The sequence below is a fragment of the Brucella sp. NBRC 113783 genome (assembly GCF_040372265.1).
In the GTDB taxonomy this organism is placed as follows: domain Bacteria; phylum Pseudomonadota; class Alphaproteobacteria; order Rhizobiales; family Rhizobiaceae; genus Brucella; species Brucella teleogrylli.
This window is the reverse complement of the sequence record NZ_BAABRX010000015.1, coordinates 25,493-41,894: the sequence shown is the minus strand read 5'-3', so window position 1 is coordinate 41,894 and position 16,402 is coordinate 25,493. Positions and strand designations below refer to the sequence as shown.

The window sequence follows — 16,402 nt, the reverse complement described above, 5'->3', positions numbered from 1 at the left end:
TCACGCCTGCAAAGCAAAGAGTCACATCATACCGGACGTTGCCAGAAGAAAACCATTCTCAATGGTTGTCTCACCATCAGGAAAAGGGTCGTTGGCGTCATCCTGGCGATCTCTGCCGTGTTGTTGTTATACGATCTAAGCTGCGCAGTTGTTATGTCCGCCACTCCTCAACCTAGGCGTTTGCAATGGCTGGAAGGGCTTCTTGACAGCATGTTTGCCATTCGCGCGCGTATGGAACGCGGAACATCACTTCCACATGCTTCGCATCCGTGCGCCGACATCAATGCGGACATTGCGCGCGCTGGCTTCGCTGGCGGTTGCTGCTACTTTTGGCCAGTTCGCCGTCTCAAATAAATGAAGGAGTGTGGCGGGGATGAATCGCGTTCGCGAAGCATATACATGCCGGTCGCCCTTCGCATTTTGCCCATAGGTAAAAAAACGTTGCGGTGTAATGAGAGCAAGATTGTCGCGGGCCCGTGTCATGCCGACATAAAGCAGGCGGCGTTCCTCTTCCAGCTCGGCCGTCGTTCCCGCCCCCAGATCAGAGGGCATACAGCCGTCAACGACGTTGAGCATGTAAACGGAGCGCCATTCCTGACCTTTGGCGGAATGAATGGTGGAAAGGATGAGATAGTCCTCATCAAGAAGCGGTACGCCAGCCTGATCGCTCGTTGCATCCGGTGGATCAAGCGTAAGCTCGGTGAGAAAGCGTTCACGGTTCGGATAGCCGTTGGCGATCTGTTCGAGCTGAACCAGATCCGCCTTGCGTGTATCGTGGTCTTCATGAAGACGTTCAAGATGGGGCTCGTACCAGACGCGCGCCAGGCCGATTTCTCCTGGCCAACCGCCTTCGGCTTTTCGAAGGCTGGAGAGGAGATCAATAAAAGCTGGCCAGTCGTCCCCAATTCTTGGCGGTGGCGGAATTTCTGCAAGCGACTGCAAAGGTTCCGGGTCCAGGGCAATGGTGTCAAGAATCCTGCCAGCCGTTTGCGGGCCAACGCCGGGTAGCATCTGCAAAAGGCGGAAGCCCGCAACACGGTCGCGTGGATTCTGCGCAAACCTCAATGTAGCGAGCAGGTCTTTCACATGCGCACTGTCGAGGAATTTCAGTCCGCCGAATTTCACGAAGGGGATGTTGCGACGGGTAAGTTCGACTTCCAAAGCGCCACTATGGCTCGACGTGCGAAACAGCACCGCCTGCTGTTTGAGCCTGACGCCCACCTCACGGTTCGCCAGGACCTGCTCGACAATATAGTTCGCCTGATCGCTCTCGTCCCGAACCGTTACAAGCATGGGCCGTTGCTCCGATTGACGATCGGTCCAGAGGTTCTTGGTAAACCGTTCGCGGGCGAGACTGATCACTCCATTCGCGGCAGCAAGGATGGGCTGTGTTGAACGATAATTGCGATCGAGTGTGATGACGTCGGCTGGCTTTGGAGAAAATTCCTTGGGAAAGTCGAGGATGTTGTGAATGGTTGCTGCGCGGAAGGAATAGATCGACTGCGCATCATCACCAACAACCGTCAGACCATGCCCGCTCGGTTTCAGCGCCAACAGGATCGATGCCTGAAGGCGGTTTGTGTCCTGATATTCATCAACCAGAACATGGTCGAAACGATGACCGACATCCTCGGCAAGCGCGGCATCCGACATCATCTGCGCCCAGTAAAGCAGGAGATCATCATAATCGAGCACATTTTGATGCTGTTTGGCGTCCACATAGGCGGCAAAGAGCTGTTTCAACTGCTCTTCCCAACCAAGGGCAAAAGGATAGGCATTCTTTAACACCACGCCGATTGTACTCTCGGAATTGACGACCCGCGAATAGATTGCGAGACAGGTGCCCTTGGTTGGAAAGCGGCTTTCCATTTTCGAGAAACCCAGTTCATGACGAATGAGGTTCATGAGATCGGCGCTGTCTTCTCGGTCATGAATGGTAAAGTCGGCGCTGAGCCCGATCTGTTGGGCGTAAATGCGCAAAAGACGCGCGCCCATTCCATGAAATGTTCCCGCCCAGGCCAGAGCGTCCGTCATGACGGACGAATGATCGCCAAGCACTTGTTTGCAGATACGCTGGACACGCCTGGCCATTTCGGACGCCGCGCGACGCGAGAATGTCATCAACAATATCCGGCGCGGATCAGCGCCATTGACGATCAGGTGAGCCACACGATGCGCCAATGTGTTCGTCTTGCCCGATCCAGCACCCGCGATGATCAAAAGTGGACCGCCGATCGTACCATCCGGCATGGCGACGCCATGCTCGACCGCTTCTCGTTGGCGATCATTCAGTTTTTCCAGATGGGCCGCTGCCATATGTCCTCGTCACGCATGAATGGTTTTGAACACGGGACCGCGGATAATCGGCTGACATGTCCATGCGTATTTTATTAGAGCATTCGAAACAAAAAGGGAACATCCTTGCTTGAGCCCTAGCAATGCTTCCCCGCCTCGCAATCGCTGCAGTTAAACTATGGAGTCTCCACGAGCGCTAATTGGTGAGATGTAGTCGTGGCAATCTCCGCGCAAATGTGCTAATGTGGGTTTGTGTATTTATATGGAGGCAGCCGTTATGAGCCGTCTGACAATCGACATAACAGATCAGCAGCATCAAAGCCTTAAGGCATTGGCGGCCTTGCAGGGCAAGACTATTAAGCAATATGCTCTCGAACGTCTGTTTCCAGGTGATGTTAATGCCGATCAGGCATGGCAGGAACTTAAAACCGTGCTGGGAAGTCGCATCAGCGATGGTCTTGCGGGCAATGTATCCACCAAGAGCATCGGCCAAATTCTGGATGATGAACTGGACGGGAATCGCGCTTGACGGCCTATGTCCTTACGGTAGAGGCGGAAGCGGATATGCGCCATATCATCCGCTACACGCGTAAGCAATGGAGTGATACACAGGTTCGGCGCTATATCGGCAAGCTTGAACGTGGAATTGCCAACCTTGCAGCTGGCCAAGGTACTTTTAAGGATATGAGCGCACTATTTCCGATGTTGCGGATGGCGCATTGCGAACATCATTACGTTTTTTGCTTGCCGCGCGAAAGTGCACCCGCGTTGGTGGTTGCAATTTTTCACGAACGAATGGATCTCATGGCTAGATTGGCAGATCGACTCAAATTAGACTGAGCTATAGTGGCTGAATCTTCGAGATATGTCACCCCGCGTTTTCTTTTTTCGAGCCAAGGTCAGAAACATCTGAACTGCCTCCATTTCGTATTCGAAATGCTGTAGCATCACCTGCCCAGTGGTTCCGCTTCGCTCTCCTCCTCCCTGCGAAGCGGGCGTTTTTTGGTCAAATCGTAACGGTAGCCACACTCACGACAGGCCCGAGATTCTTATCTGGGCCTATAGCCTCGGGACTGTTTTTTCCGCGCCATAGTCAGGAACATTTTGATGGCCTCTGCTTCCTGTTCGAAATGCTGTAGCTTGACCTGTCCAGAGGTTCCGATCCGGCACCATTGGCGTGTCAGGCAGGGCTCTCCAAATAGCGAATAGGAAATATGCATGGCGTAGTAGCGGGCCATGTTTTTATTCGGGTCTGTCCGTTCGACATAGAGATGAAACTGCTGGGCGATCATGCAGCAAAAGATCGCTGAAACCGTCCCTCCCGTCTAACGACAGTTTTGAATCAATCAGCTCGGACCTATTCATTTCGGTGAACTATCCCTGTGTTCCCGGTCTGTTATCCGTCAAACGACGTAGAAATGGACGAAAGTTAGGGATGACCTTTTTTGTCTCGATGGTAAAAATCGATCCATACAAAGAGGAGAGGGGCCATGGAGGGCAATCCCGATTTTCACAGATCCGGTGCGTTGAAGTCGCTTCTGACCGAAGGCGAGGAAGTGATACGTACTGCACGCGTATCCGATTATCCGAACTGGCTCGGTCGGATACCGGCTGTCCCGTTTGTCGTTATGGCACTTGCCTGTGGTCTCGGCACGCTCTTATTTATCAGCAGGATTATTTAATTTCCAAAATAGCATTGATTTGCATGGCCGGATGAGTTGACCAGTATCGAACCGTCGACCTGTTAAAAAGGCCCTGACGCTCTTCCCAAAGACGCCAGGCCGTTCAACGTAATCAGGTCAGTTGCCGTCCACGTTGAACGCCCAACGTATAATTTTCTTCGGTTGGAATTTAAACCCTGGCTTTTTTTGCAAGGACGCCGAGCCGCACGTGAAGCACGCGTATCCACACTTGGGCGCGGAAAGTTGTTTCATGCTATTCATCATATCCTGGAATCTTCGATAGCCCCTGAAACCAATGAGCTTTTTCTCTTTCCAGAGTGTTCACTGTATGCGCTTGCACTTGATGTGTAAAAAAATATGCATATATTGTGCGTATTATTGAGCGGAGGTGTGATGTGACACAGGCGCAGACAGATCGAGCATATGCTGTGGTTTCAGGCTTTGTAGACAGTCTTCAGGAGCCACGGACACCCTATATCTCGCCATCGCGGCTATCGAAAGTGCTTGGGGTCAAGGTTGCAAATCTTGCAGAATTGACGGGTGTTCATCGTAACACGCTACGCAATCCATCTTCCGAACGTCTGCAAGGCAGAATGCGGGAAATGGTAAAAGTAATATCCGCAGCGGCTGAACTGACTGGTGATCTCCAGAAGGCGATCTACTGGTATCGGAATGAGCCTATTGCTGATTACGACCACCGCACAGCCGCAGAACTTGTTGCAGATGGTGAGATAGAAGCTGTTCTGGCCTATATCAGGGACCTGGAGAACGGAGCGCGGGGATGAAGCTCGTCCGTATCGGACCGAAGGACGTTTTTCATCGTTATCTAACACCGAAATGGGCATTCCTTCCAATCAGTGGGGCTGGCGCTGCAGCAGATGGGGGACGTTTTAATCGTCCCGGCGTAGAGGCTCTGTATCTGTCAGTGTCGGCGCAGACAGCACTCGAGGAGTATCGACAAGGCGCGAGCATTACGCCGCCTGCTACACTTGCGGCTTACACGATCACTCTTGGAGAAGTGGCTGACCTTTCGAGAGGATACGATCCCGTTCATTGGGATGACGCGTGGGCTGATTGGGATTGTCGATGGCGGAAAATCGCTCGCATCGATAAAAAGACGCCGCCATCCTGGAAACTTGCTGACGAAATCATCTCGGCCGGTTTGCGAGGCCTACTCTTTCCATCCCTCCGCCATGCTGGGGGAACCAATCTCGTGATTTTTCCAGCTAATCTTATCGCTGGAGATGAAGTTGACGTTCACGATCCAGACAATCGCTTGCCGCGCGATCAATCATCGTGGCCACATTAATTTCGACCAATTCAGGCAGAAGTATTTTAAAGCGATGCCGTAGACGCGAACGACCATCAAGTCATTGGTATAACGCACTCCATCAACGTTTAATTCGGTGCGCCGATTGCTAATCACATCGGGGTCCGGCTATGCGGCACCGAGTGCCATGCTCGAATTCAGTCCAGTGAACCAGCGAAAGTCTGCATACCAACAACAGCAAATATTAGTCAGAGCCAATTCTAAATGGAAATATCACCCCAACCGGGGGTGCGGATAAAAACTTGGACTGTTTTTACGTCACAATGCCAAGACAGTTTCGATATTCGATTGGGCTTCGTGCGCCAAGCGATATCTTGATCCGTTTCTCGTTGTACCACCGAATGTAGCCATCAACTTCATTGATAAAATGCTCGAGTGTGGTGTTCCTCCAATCGCTGGGATAAAAGAACTCCGTTTTTAGCCTGCCAAAGAAACCTTCGCATGCGGCGTTATCTGGGGAGCACGCCTTGCGGGACATTGAGCGCACCAGCTTCGCATCACTGATCCTCGATAGCCAACCCGGCCAGCGATAGTGTGCACCCCGATCAGAATGCACTATTGGCCGCTTATCTGCGCCGGTCACAGTTTCTATGGCGGCATCAAGCATCATATTGACCAATTCCGCATCTGGTTTCGTTCCGATAGACCAACTGATGACCAGACCATCGAAGCAGTCGATGATGGGTGAGAGATACACCTTGCCAGCCGGGATATGGAACTCGGTGATATCAGTTAGCCATTTCTCATTCGGCGCTGTGGCCTGGAAGTCGCGATTAATAAGGTTCTCGGGTGCCGGACTGATTTCTCCCAGATAAGAGCGGTATCGCCGCCGCTTTGGCGTGGCAACGATCAGGTTCTCCTGTTTCATCAAGCGCTGCACAACCTTCTCTGAGATTGTAACGGATTGTTTGGCTAATGACGCCTGTAGCCTGCGGTAGCCATAGCATCGACGGTTAAGTTCAAAGATTTCGGTGATGTTCTGACGTATAGTGAGGTACTTGTCGGTCACCCTCATACGGGCTCGATGATAAAAATATGAACTGCGCGCCAGTCGCAACTGAGCAAGCAGATCGGAGAGTTGATAAAGATCTTTTAGGGCGTCAACCAACAGCGTTTTCTCCCGATTACTCAGGAGTTGCAGATCGACGCCCAGGTCTTTTTTTATGAGTTCGGTCGCTTTCTTCAAAAGGTCGTGCTCAAGCTGCAGTTTCTGAATATCGTGCTGCAGTGTTTCGAGCTGGCGCTCTAATTCTTTTCGCTCTGGCACTGGCGGTGAGTTGTTCTTGCGTTTCATGATTGCGGGAGCCTCCGGACCAAGTAACTGGTTTTTCCAGTTATACAGTGTCGGTCTGCATACGCCGAGCTTTTCGGCCAGGGCCTGCGCGCTTTCTTGCCGATTATAAAGTCCGACGACGCCAGCCTTCTTCAATGCGTCAGGGTATCGTGGACGTCCAGTTCTTCCAGTGACAGCTTTACTAGTTTCGGGAAACGCCTCACGAACCCATGCTGTCAACGTTGCACGACCGGGATAGCCTAAGGCGCGCATCGTTGCAGAAACACAACGACCATGCGTGCGGTAGTGCTCAACAGCCACTTCCTTTTGCGCCTGTGTGAACTTAGGGGCGCGGGGCGCAAATCCTAAACGCAGATCAAGATGGTGCTCATATTCCAGGTACCAGCCTTTCAAAGCATTCTTGCTTGGATAGCCCAACTGGCGAATAGTCGCTTTCGGGCGTTTGCCCAGCTTGATATAAAGCGTAACGGCTCGCATCCGGTCTTCGTAGGAATACATGAACTACCTCCCTGATAGTCCAAGTTTTCGTCCGCACCCCCGGCTCCAGCAGCCGGCGATTGTTGAACCAGTCGACCCAGGTCAGCGTGGCGAACTCGACGGCCTCGAAGCTTCGCCATGGTCCGCGCCGATGGATGACCTCGGCCTTGTAGAGGCCGTTGATCGTCTCGGCCAGCGCGTTGTCGTAGCTGTCGCCGACACTGCCCACAGACGGTTCGATGCCGGCTTCGGCGAGGCGCTCGGTGTAGCGGATGCTGACATATTGCGATCCGCGGTCGGAATGATGAACCAGACCGCCGCGATGAACGGGCCGGCGTTCGTGCAGGGCCTGTTCGAGAGCGTCGAGCACAAAGCTCGCGTGGGCGGTCCTGCTCACCCGCCAGCCGACGATACGGCGCGCATAGGCGTCGATGACGAAGGCCACGTAGACGAAGCCCGACCAGGTGCTGACGTAGGTGAAATCCGAGAGCCAGAGCTTGTTCGGAGCCGGCGCGTGGAAGACCCGATTCACATGGTCAAGCGGGCACGGCGCGGCCTTGTCCTGCACCGTCGTGCGGATCGGCTTGCCACGAACAACACCGTGAAGGCCGAGATCGGCCATCAGCCGCTCGACCGTGCAGCGCGCGACATTGAAGCCCTCCCGCACCATCTGCCGCCAGACCTTCCTCGCGCCGTAGACCTCGAAGTTCTCGGCGAAGACGCGTTCGATCGCCGGTTTGAGCTCCAGGTCCCGCTTCGCCCGCGCCGACAGCTTCGCGGGACCAGTGCGCTTGGCGACATGATCGTGGTACGTCGATGGGGCGATCGGCAGCACCTTGCAGATCGGCTCGACCCCATGCGCCTCGCGGTGATCGTCAATGAACGCGATCATCGTTTGAATGGGCGGTCGAGCTCCGCCTGGGCAAAATAAGCGCTCGCCTTGCGCAGGATCTCATTGGCCTGCCGGAGCTCGCGGTTCTCCCGCTCAAGAGCCTTTATCTTCTCGGCCGTGTCCGTCGGCAAGCCGGCCCTCCTGCCGGCATCGATCTCGGCCCTCTTTACCCAATCCAGTAGAGTGTGCGCCGAACAGCCGATCTTGGCGGAGATCGACTGGCAGGCAGTCCAGCGGGAGGAATGATCAGCTTCGTGATCCAACACCATCCGCACGGCACGCTCGCGCACCTCAGGGGAAAACTTGTTCGTCGTTTTGCTCGTCATGGCTCCATCCTATTTGGAAGTTGGAGCCTCCGGCAAACCCGGGGCGGTTCAGACTGTTTAATCAATCGCTAAGAACTTGGATGCCGTTTTCTCGGGCATTGGGGAGACTAGTGACCGAGCACGTAGCGGTCCCCTAAAGACAAGGGTACAGTTGGCTACAGGCTGTATGACCCATAGAAAAGAGCGAATAACCTAGGCATTTACGTTGCTGCGGGCAACAACCTTCGGTGCTCATCCTTGATGACTTGGTGCGGAACGACTGGCGAGCGCGAGAATGCCAGCAACGGTAATCAACAGTGACCCCACCAGCATTGCTACATCGGGGAGGTCTCCCCAAACGATGAAGCCGGCCACTAGTGACAAAGGTAGGGCAGAGTAACGAAACGGAGCGATCTCAGCGAGCGTGGCGATGCGCGTTGCTTGTACAAAAATCCAGGTACCTGCAGCAGCGAAAACCCCTGCGTACGCAAGAAGCATGAAATCTTGAGGGTGCATCGGCAGATAGCCTCGAGTGGCAATGATCGGTGCAACAAGCACTGGTACCGAGAGCGTCGTTAAGAGGGCGACGAGCCCGGATGAAATATCCGCCGACGTTTGTCGTGTGAACAGATCACGAGCGCTAAGAAGAAGAGTAGCAGAGCATGCAAGAAACAGGGGCAAGTTCACCCCGGTGGAGATCGGCCGCGCGAAAATCATTACGCCAATGAAGCCAAGCACCACACTTATTGTAAGTCTTCTCGTCAGCCGTTCACCAAAGATCAGGGCGCCGATAGCAGCAGAAAGAACGGGCGCGAGCATCATGATGGCGGTTAGTGTCGCCAGCGGCATTTCAGCCAGGGCAAAGACGAAGGCGAGACTTGCAAGTCCGTCGCAAGCGGACCTGATTATCACTGCCGGCATTAGCGCGTGCCTCCAGCTGTAAGTAGTACCACTCAGCCTTAAGAGAAAGAGAAGCGAAGCGGCGCCGATCACGCCTCGAACCATCATGACCTGAAGGGTATCGAACCGCTCAGTCAGCAGTTTGGTGGCGACATCATTCTGTATGTAGAGAGTCATGGCGACGATCACGAGGGCGGCGCCCTTCAGGGCCTGGTTTTGCATCGCCTATCGCCGGTAGGACCTGTCGATCCGGTCGAGAAGCCGCAGGTGAGCATCCCACTCCAGAACGAGATCGCCTTCGTCGAATGAAACGATGTCTGCCTGCTCAGCCACCCTGGACCTGACCGAAGTTTCAGGCAGGTTGATTTTGCGGTTCATCGAAAGCGTCGAAACCTGGATTTCGCAAGCGAGATTAAGATAATACATTAAGTTGAACGCCTCTGCGACACTGCGTCCGACCGTTAGCAGTCCATGGTTTCGAAGGATTAACGCTCGCTTGTCTCCAAGGTCGGCAACAATTCGGTCGCGCTCCCCGATATCAAGCGCTATGCCCTCGTAGTCGTGATAGGCGACATGTGGCTCCAGTCCTAGAGCGATCTGGTTCAGCGGGAGAAGGCCTTCCTGCAGGCTGGAAACGGCAATACCCGCTCTTGTGTGCGTGTGAATAACACAGAGTGCATCATGCCGCGCACCGTGGATGGCGCTGTGAATTACAAAGCCGGCTCGGTTCACCCGATAGGGATTGTCTCCGATTTTGTTTCCGTCAAGATCAATCGTGACCAGAGAGGAAGCGCTAATTTCCTCCCAAAGCAACCCGTAAGGATTGATCAGGAAGCGACTGCCGTAATCGGGCAGTCGAAGTGTGGCGTGTGTATAGATGAGATCTGCCATCCGGTAATGGGCTATCAAACGGTAACACGCCGCCAGTTCGACCCGATACTTCCATTCGGCGATGTGCATTTGCATTAGTGCGCGCTCCTTGTCGTTCAGGTGTCGTGATCGAGGAATTTAAGCAGCCGCTCAGCCGCGGTCGTGAGTTCCTTCGTTTCCCCGGCAAAACAAAGCCGAAAGTAGCCTTCGCCCGCCATGCCGAATGCTCGCCCTGGCGCGAGGCCAACTCCGGTTTTCTGCAGCAGCCTTCCGGCAAATGTCGTGGAGTCGGCGATCCCGTCGATGCCGAAAAACAGGTAAAAGGCTCCGGCAGGCGCAAAGTGAATGCGGGAAGAGGTTGCTAAGATGGAGGAGACCCCCTCAAGCCCTTTGCGACACCGCTCCATCTGCGCGGCCACAAACGCCTCGCCATCGTACAGCGCGGCGCAAGCGGCGCGCTGCATAAATACCGCGACGCCAGAAGTCGAATACTGGATCAGATTTTCGATGGCGGGGCCGACGGACGTCGGGGCCTCAATCCAACCGATCCTCCAGCCGGTCATCGCCCAGTTTTTCGAGAAGGTGTTCACAAAAAGGACGCGATCCTCTTCGGTTATCAGCGAGTGTAGCGACGGTGCAGTCAAGGCATCGGAATAGGTAAACCGACCATAAACCTCATCGGCGATGATCCAGAGGCCATGCCTCCGGGAGAGGTCCAGGATCGCCTGAAGAAGGAGGTGATCCGCGATCCAGCCGGTCGGGTTCGAAGGGGAATTCAGGAAGATCGCGCGGGTCTTCGCTGAGATCGAGCCCTCGAGGAGGGCAAGATCCAGAATCCAGCCGGCCCGGTCGAACCGCATGGGGACCTCCCGGACGTGGGCGCCAGCTACCCCGACAGCCGCGGCGAAGTTCGGCCAGGCGGGGGTCGGCACCAGGATTTCTTCACCGACCCCCGCAGTCAACCGAACCGCCAACTGGATCGCCTGCATTCCGGACCCCGTGACAAAGAAACGCTCGGGTTCGAACTGTTTACCGAAAAGACTGCCATAAACGCGATCATGATATTGGGCGAGCGCGCGGCGAAGCTCGGGGATACCCGGCTGCGGCATGTAGAATGTTTCGCCCTGCTCAAGCGCGGTCGCCGCCGCGCGATAGATCACGGGGGGTGTCGGTAGGTCGCCCTCGCCAACCCAAAGCGGGATGATGTCGGATCGTCCAAAACCATGCTTCATAATCGCGGCGATGCCGCTCGCTGGCGCCGCCACGGCTTGTGGGCTGATAGACAACAGTGAGGGGCTGGTCATAAAGGGCTCCAGACAAAAAAATGGGTCAGCGGCCAAGCAGAGGCAGTCCGTTGACCCGTAAAACGCGCCCTTGACAAAGGGCGCGCGGGAAGGGCTTACTGGTGATCGTAAGGATTGCCGCGCGTCACGAAGGGTACGATGCTGATCCTTCCACTTTCATCGGACCGGTAGCCGCGCACGCCCGCATAGGAAATCTTGTTGGTGTCCAGGAGGCTCTTGGCCGCCTCTTCCTGACCTTCGGGAACATACAGAAAGAAGATGCGCGTTTCGTATTCCGGCAGCGGATCGCCGGCTTCGGAAGCCGCCCTCCAGAGTGGTACCTTTGCCGGATCAAGAACCTCCTCGACGTCGCCGATCTCGCGCGTATTGCCGTCGGAGTCGATCACGACGATGTCGGGGTAGTATTCGCCCGAGGGACCGCGCACCGCACGTTTTTTTTCCGGAGCGTTGGTCAAAGTGGTGTAATTGGCGGGCCATGTCGTCTGGCCCGGAAAGGGGAAGCGGTTGGCCGCAACGAAGGCGACAACCTCGTCATGCGAAGGTACTGGCATCGTGTTCTCCTTGTAGGGTGTTGAGTTCACAGACGATCCGCCTTAGAGCACGGACCATTCGTCACCGCGGGGCGTGACAATCCATTCCGGCCAGCGATGGTCTACTGGCGCCTGGAAATCGGAAGGAAGCTGTGGCGGCACCCATCGCGATCCGCCAACCCCTCCGCCGGTTCTCTCACAGAACTCCTGCTGGGCGCGTTGGAGGGCCGCGCGATCCGTCATCATGTCGAGGATCGTCGTGGAAATGACGTCAGCCGCCTTGCTCCACATCGGATCGATACAGGCTGGGTCGCCGTTCATGGCGTGCCGAAGCCACTCGCCATAACGCTTGCCGGCCGGATCCGGCTTAAGCGTTGGACGGGCGACATAAAGACGGACCGTCGGCGCATGCCAGGTGTATTCGACATAATCGTCCGCGGCGTAATTGAGCTGCCAGGCCGGCAATTGCTGACGAAAGGCGTCTTCACCCTCCTGTGGCGGGGTCAGCCGCATCATGTTGTCGATGAAGGGCTCGTCCATCGGCTCGATGCCGTGATTGCGTTGTCCCTCGCGGGCGAATTGCTTGGCCGCTTCGCTCCATACCGGCGCGCCGAGCTTTTCGAAATTTCGGAAGGTGAGTTCAGCAAGGGTGTGGTTTGGTAGGCCAGCGCGGGTCTTTGTGATCCAGTCCGCGCGCCAGGTGCAATGGGTCATCGCCGCGATATGCTCGGCATTGCGGTCGAGTACAGAGAAGACGGTCTCGCACATTTCCAGTTTCGGAGCCCGCATGGAATACTGTATCTGCGAATAGGCGGGCGCCAGGTTGTCGGCCGTTGCCTGCCCGGCGACGGGAATGAATTCATTGAGGGTCCAGGTGCCGGTGTGGGGCAGCAAGGATTCCTTCATCATCTTTGAATTGGTGTACATGAGGCACACGGCGTCGATGGCACCCGGTGCGCGCGCGGTCGCGTGTGCATGCGCTACGGCGCCGCCTCGACTTTGGTCGAGCCAGGTCTCCGGGGTATCGCATTCGAACGTATAAATTCGGCTCCAATAGGGCGCGCTGGTCGTGTCCCAGAAGCAGCCATTGGTGAGCGCGTTGAAGGAATGCGGATGAAAGCTGATCGCGGCATCCAGCCCGTCGTAGTAGCCGTGGGCTGCATGGACCGGCTTGGAACCGCACATCTTTTCAGCCGGCTCGCCGAAGAACCGCAGAGTACCAGTGATGCCATGCGCTTCCATGGCCTTCTTGGCCGCTAGAAAGCCAGCGAAAGCCCCCATGCCGAGCGCGGAATGGGGATCAGTGTGGCCAGCGGCATGTTTGGTCGTTCCGGGCCTCGGCGCGCGGCGCGGCTCAGCGATCTGGGATTGGCCGGGCACGGCATCGTATTCGGCGTAGCCGCCGATAACGGGTCCGTCACCATTCGACCAGGTCGCGCAAAAGGCGGTCGGCATACCGGCAGACCCCTGCTCGACCTCGAAGCCTTCTTCCCGGAGCCGATCGACATACCACTGGGACGAGCGGTATTCGCGCCAAGAAGGCTCGTGAAACGACCAAATCGTCTGATGCCAGATGGAGATGAGCGCACGATTTTCATCGAGCCAGTCCAGGGCATGGTTTTGGGCGAAAGAAAAATTGCTTCTGGTCATGTGCGCTCCCGTGTCCGCTCTCGAGGCGCAACAGGCCGTCACCGTTCTCGCAAGAGAATGGCCGCTGCGCGTCAAGGCGGTTCAGAAAATTTTAGATTGGCCTGGCACAAAGAGTATGCCGCGTGGGCCGCCATCTATGCATAGGGGATACGAGAAGACTGTGCAAGTATAAATTTGGAGTTGACTCCAATTTTGTTACGTGGATTCTTCGATAACCCCGCGCAGTACCATTTCCAAGTGCGGGATCCCCCATTCGCGCATCGCTTCAGGTTTCATCGTGCTCGAAGTGACGAGCCGGGCGAGCGCAGCGCTGCCGATACCGAGAAGCAGATCGCAGAGCACGGAGAGATCGACGTCGGGCTTGATCCGCCCGTTTTGTTGGTAGACCGCGAGCATGCGCATGTACTGGCGCCGCAGCAGCAGGTCGAGGCGCTTTCCGGTCCGATGCGCTATGCCGCCGGTGTCCAGGAACTGCGCCGACATGACCACCCTCCAACATTCGCGGGTAAGGTGGCGCACGGCCTGATCCGCCAGGAGGCGCTCGAAGGCCAGGATGCCTTCTACCGGATCGTCAGGGAGGGTTTCCAGGTACTTGCGCCGCTCGGGCAGGGCTGCCTGCACGTGGCGAACCGCAATCTCCATTAGGAGGTTCGGCTTGTTCTTGAAGTAATTGTAGACCGATGCGGGTGCGACGGAAGCCAGCTCGGCGATTTCCTCGATCTTCGTGATCTCATAACCTTGCTCGCGAAACAAGGCATCGGCGGCGTCAAGCACCTGCTCCACCCGCTTCTTGCGATGCTTGATCCTCAGTCCTCCGGTCATGTCTTGTCCTTCCTCACGGTCATGGGAATAAGCAATATCGTCAAAATTGAGCTAGCCTCTATTTTTAGAGTTGACACTAAGTTTGTAGTCATAGAACATGTCAATATATTGAGCGCGGTTCAAGTGGGAAGCGCAACCTATCGACAAAATAATGAAGGCAGCCGGTCTTCCCATCACCAGAGCCGCCGGTCGCGCGCGGTCGCAGAATGGAGAATGCCTTTTGCTCAAACTCATCGACAACCCACCGCAATGGCCAAACGGCGCACGCTGCGCTGTTTGCTTCGCGTTTGACCTCGACGCGGAAAGCCTGCTGCACCTTTACTACCCCGAAGATTCGATGCGCCGCATCACTCTCTCCTCGGCCTTGCGGTATGGCCCGAGAATCGCGGTGCCGAGGCTTATCCGGATCTGGGAACACTACGGTATCAAGCAGACGGTGTACGTTCCCGGATGGTGCGTCGAAACTTACCCGCAAGCCGTGGAGCAGTTGGCTGCAGCCGGACATGAAATCGGCCATCATGGCTGGCTGCACGAGCGGGTCAACGCCCTCGACGCAGGCGACGAGGCGACAGTGTTGAAAGCCGGCATCCAGGCTATCGAACGGATCACCGGCAAACGGCCGGTCGGTTACCGCTGCCCCTCCGGTGCCTTCTCGCCCGCCACGCTCGACCTCCTGATTGACGAGGGCTTTGCCTATGACGCCTCGCTATCCGGCGACGACGTGCCCTACCTGATACGCAGTGACAAGGGGGCACTCCTGGAATTGCCTTCGGACCACGCGCTGGATGACTGGCCGCAATATGTAAACATGCGCGATTTCAATCACATGCTGCCGATCCAATCGCCACAGCAGGCCATGCAGGTATTCCGGTCGGAATTTGATGCTGCTTGGGCGAACGGAGGCCTTTGGTCCTCGGTGTGGCATCCGTTCGTGTCGGGAAAGCCCGCTCGTGCCCAGGCCATGGTGGACCTCATCGAATACATGCATGCCAAGGGAGACGTCTGGTTCGCCACGATGGAGGAGATCGCGGCGCATGTGCAAGGTCTCGTGAATAGCGGAGAATGGAAGCCGCGCGAGGAGAAACTACCTTTCTGGCAGCAGCCGGTGCCGCAAATCGTTCGCCCGGTGCGTTAGCCTGAAGCGTTTCAATATCAGTCAAACCAAAATAAAGAGGGAACAATGCGTAAAATTGGAATTCTAGCTACCGCAGCCCTCGCCGCCACGCTATTTACCGGCGGCGTCTTCGCCCAAACCGTGCCGAAGGACATCAAGGACTCCGGCAAACTGATTGTTGGCACCGAGCGCGACCACCCGCCGATGGAGTTCATCGATCCCAAGACGAACGAACTCGTCGGTTTCGACGTCGACCTCATCCGCGCAATCGCGACCAAGCTCGGGCTGGAAGTCGAATTCGTCCATTCCCGCTTCGAGGGCCTCACACCCAACCTGCAATCGCGCCGCATCAACCTCATCATAAGCGGGATGTACGACACGCCGAAACGCCGCGAGAGCTTTGACTTCGTCGATTACCTCAGCGCTGGCACTACTTTCTACACGCTCGACAAGAACACTGAGATCCAGGAGCCGAAGGATTTCTGCGGTAAGGTCGTTACCACCAATCGCGGCACGACATATCCAGACTCGGTCAAAAAATGGAGCGAAGAAAACTGTGTTGCCGCCGGCCTTCCTGCCATCGACGTGATCACCGACACCGACATGGCATCCGAGTTCCTCTATATCAACCAGGGGCGCGCGGTCGGCGCTGTGCAGGGCACCGAAGCGATCCCAACCGTGCTCGCGAGTACGGATGGCCCCTTCCGCGTCGTCGGCAAGCCGTTCACCAACGTGCGCATCGGCATCGGCTTCAACAAGGAAGACACTGAACTGCGTGATACGATCCTCAAGACGCTCGAGGACCTGTTCAAGTCCGGGGAATATCTCCAGATCGTCAAAAAATGGGGCCTCGACGCCAGTGCGCTCGATGCGCCCACCGTCAATGCGGGTGATGCGCCGTGACGCTCTCGTTCCCTCTCGAAGACCGGACAAACGA

17 protein-coding genes, 1 pseudogene and 1 other annotated feature are annotated in these 16,402 nt (G+C 56.1%); of the genes and pseudogenes, 7 read left to right on the top strand and 11 right to left on the bottom strand.

Annotation, left to right across the window (positions count from 1 at the left end; all coding sequences use genetic code 11):
* Positions 1–246: 246 nt before the first annotated feature.
* Positions 247–2,316, bottom strand: coding sequence for an ATP-dependent helicase (locus tag ABWW11_RS23765; protein WP_109365659.1), 2,070 nt, complete (start codon positions 2,314–2,316; stop codon positions 247–249).
* A 256-nt stretch (positions 2,317–2,572) separates the two neighbouring features.
* Between ABWW11_RS23765 and ABWW11_RS23760 the strand changes: the two genes are divergently transcribed.
* Both ABWW11_RS23760 and ABWW11_RS23755 read left to right on the top strand, forming a co-directional pair.
* Entirely contained in the window at positions 2,573–2,824 is a 252-nt protein-coding gene (locus ABWW11_RS23760) for a type II TA system antitoxin, ParD family (RefSeq protein WP_109365660.1), read from the top strand.
* Positions 2,821–3,135 carry a type II toxin-antitoxin system RelE/ParE family toxin gene (locus ABWW11_RS23755; RefSeq protein WP_109365661.1) on the top strand — a complete coding sequence of 105 codons (315 nt, stop codon included), beginning with the start codon at positions 2,821–2,823 and terminating at the stop codon, positions 3,133–3,135. The genes ABWW11_RS23760 and ABWW11_RS23755 overlap by 4 nt, the downstream gene beginning before the upstream one ends.
* Here ABWW11_RS23755 and ABWW11_RS23750 read toward each other — a convergent pair.
* Both ABWW11_RS23750 and ABWW11_RS23745 read right to left on the bottom strand, forming a co-directional pair.
* Positions 3,127–3,324 carry a WGR domain-containing protein gene (locus tag ABWW11_RS23750; protein WP_353411715.1) on the bottom strand — a complete coding sequence of 66 codons (198 nt, stop codon included), beginning with the start codon at positions 3,322–3,324 and terminating at the stop codon, positions 3,127–3,129. The genes ABWW11_RS23755 and ABWW11_RS23750 overlap by 9 nt on opposite strands.
* 20 nt (positions 3,325–3,344) lie before the next feature.
* Positions 3,345–3,587: a WGR domain-containing protein gene (locus ABWW11_RS23745; protein ID WP_109365662.1), complete on the bottom strand. Its 243-nt coding sequence runs from the start codon at positions 3,585–3,587 to the stop codon at positions 3,345–3,347.
* A 198-nt stretch (positions 3,588–3,785) separates the two neighbouring features.
* On the opposite strand from ABWW11_RS23745, the gene ABWW11_RS23740 reads away from it, so the two are divergent.
* The 3 genes from ABWW11_RS23740 (at position 3,786) to ABWW11_RS23730 (ending at position 5,286) form a co-directional block, all read left to right on the top strand.
* Positions 3,786–3,977 carry a hypothetical protein gene (locus ABWW11_RS23740; protein WP_109365663.1) on the top strand — a complete coding sequence of 64 codons (192 nt, stop codon included), beginning with the start codon at positions 3,786–3,788 and terminating at the stop codon, positions 3,975–3,977.
* Positions 3,978–4,372: 395 nt separating this feature from the next.
* The gene (locus ABWW11_RS23735; RefSeq protein ID WP_109365664.1) at positions 4,373–4,762 is read left to right on the top strand and encodes a hypothetical protein; all 390 of its coding nucleotides are present in this window, start codon (positions 4,373–4,375) and stop codon (positions 4,760–4,762) included.
* Entirely contained in the window at positions 4,759–5,286 is a 528-nt protein-coding gene (locus ABWW11_RS23730) for an RES family NAD+ phosphorylase (RefSeq protein ID WP_109365665.1), read from the top strand. The genes ABWW11_RS23735 and ABWW11_RS23730 overlap by 4 nt, the downstream gene beginning before the upstream one ends.
* A 274-nt stretch (positions 5,287–5,560) precedes the next feature.
* On the opposite strand, the gene ABWW11_RS23725 is transcribed toward ABWW11_RS23730, so the two are convergent.
* The 8 genes and pseudogenes from ABWW11_RS23725 to ABWW11_RS23690 form a co-directional block, all read right to left on the bottom strand.
* Positions 5,561–7,099: an IS3 family transposase gene (locus tag ABWW11_RS23725; protein ID WP_371835789.1), complete on the bottom strand. Its 1,539-nt coding sequence runs from the start codon at positions 7,097–7,099 to the stop codon at positions 5,561–5,563.
* 40 nt (positions 7,100–7,139) lie between these two features.
* A pseudogene (locus tag ABWW11_RS23720) lies at positions 7,140–8,296 on the bottom strand (IS3 family transposase); the annotation flags it as partial.
* Positions 7,896–8,012 (bottom strand) — a sequence feature (AL1L pseudoknot). It overlaps the preceding pseudogene by 117 nt.
* A 231-nt stretch (positions 8,297–8,527) precedes the next feature.
* Entirely contained in the window at positions 8,528–9,397 is an 870-nt protein-coding gene (locus ABWW11_RS23715) for a DMT family transporter (protein ID WP_109365667.1), read from the bottom strand.
* A 3-nt stretch (positions 9,398–9,400) separates the two neighbouring features.
* Entirely contained in the window at positions 9,401–10,165 is a 765-nt protein-coding gene (locus ABWW11_RS23710; protein WP_280176219.1) for a class II aldolase/adducin family protein, read from the bottom strand.
* Positions 10,162–11,349, bottom strand: coding sequence for a pyridoxal phosphate-dependent aminotransferase (locus tag ABWW11_RS23705; RefSeq protein ID WP_109365669.1), 1,188 nt, complete (start codon positions 11,347–11,349; stop codon positions 10,162–10,164). Before ABWW11_RS23705 ends, ABWW11_RS23710 begins: the two co-directional genes overlap by 4 nt.
* 95 nt (positions 11,350–11,444) lie before the next feature.
* A complete protein-coding gene (locus ABWW11_RS23700; protein ID WP_109365670.1) occupies positions 11,445–11,900 on the bottom strand; it encodes a hypothetical protein in 456 nt (151 codons plus the stop codon).
* Positions 11,901–11,942: 42 nt separating this feature from the next.
* A complete protein-coding gene (locus ABWW11_RS23695; RefSeq protein ID WP_109365671.1) occupies positions 11,943–13,529 on the bottom strand; it encodes a zinc-binding metallopeptidase family protein in 1,587 nt (528 codons plus the stop codon).
* A 195-nt stretch (positions 13,530–13,724) separates the two neighbouring features.
* Entirely contained in the window at positions 13,725–14,351 is a 627-nt protein-coding gene (locus ABWW11_RS23690) for a TetR/AcrR family transcriptional regulator (RefSeq protein WP_109365672.1), read from the bottom strand.
* A 220-nt stretch (positions 14,352–14,571) separates the two neighbouring features.
* Here ABWW11_RS23690 and ABWW11_RS23685 point away from each other — a divergent pair, with 220 nt between their 5' ends.
* The gene (locus ABWW11_RS23685) at positions 14,572–15,486 is read left to right on the top strand and encodes a polysaccharide deacetylase family protein (protein ID WP_109366387.1); all 915 of its coding nucleotides are present in this window, start codon (positions 14,572–14,574) and stop codon (positions 15,484–15,486) included.
* A 45-nt stretch (positions 15,487–15,531) separates the two neighbouring features.
* The gene (locus tag ABWW11_RS23680) at positions 15,532–16,368 is read left to right on the top strand and encodes an ABC transporter substrate-binding protein (protein WP_109365673.1); all 837 of its coding nucleotides are present in this window, start codon (positions 15,532–15,534) and stop codon (positions 16,366–16,368) included.
* Positions 16,369–16,402: the final 34 nt, after the last annotated feature.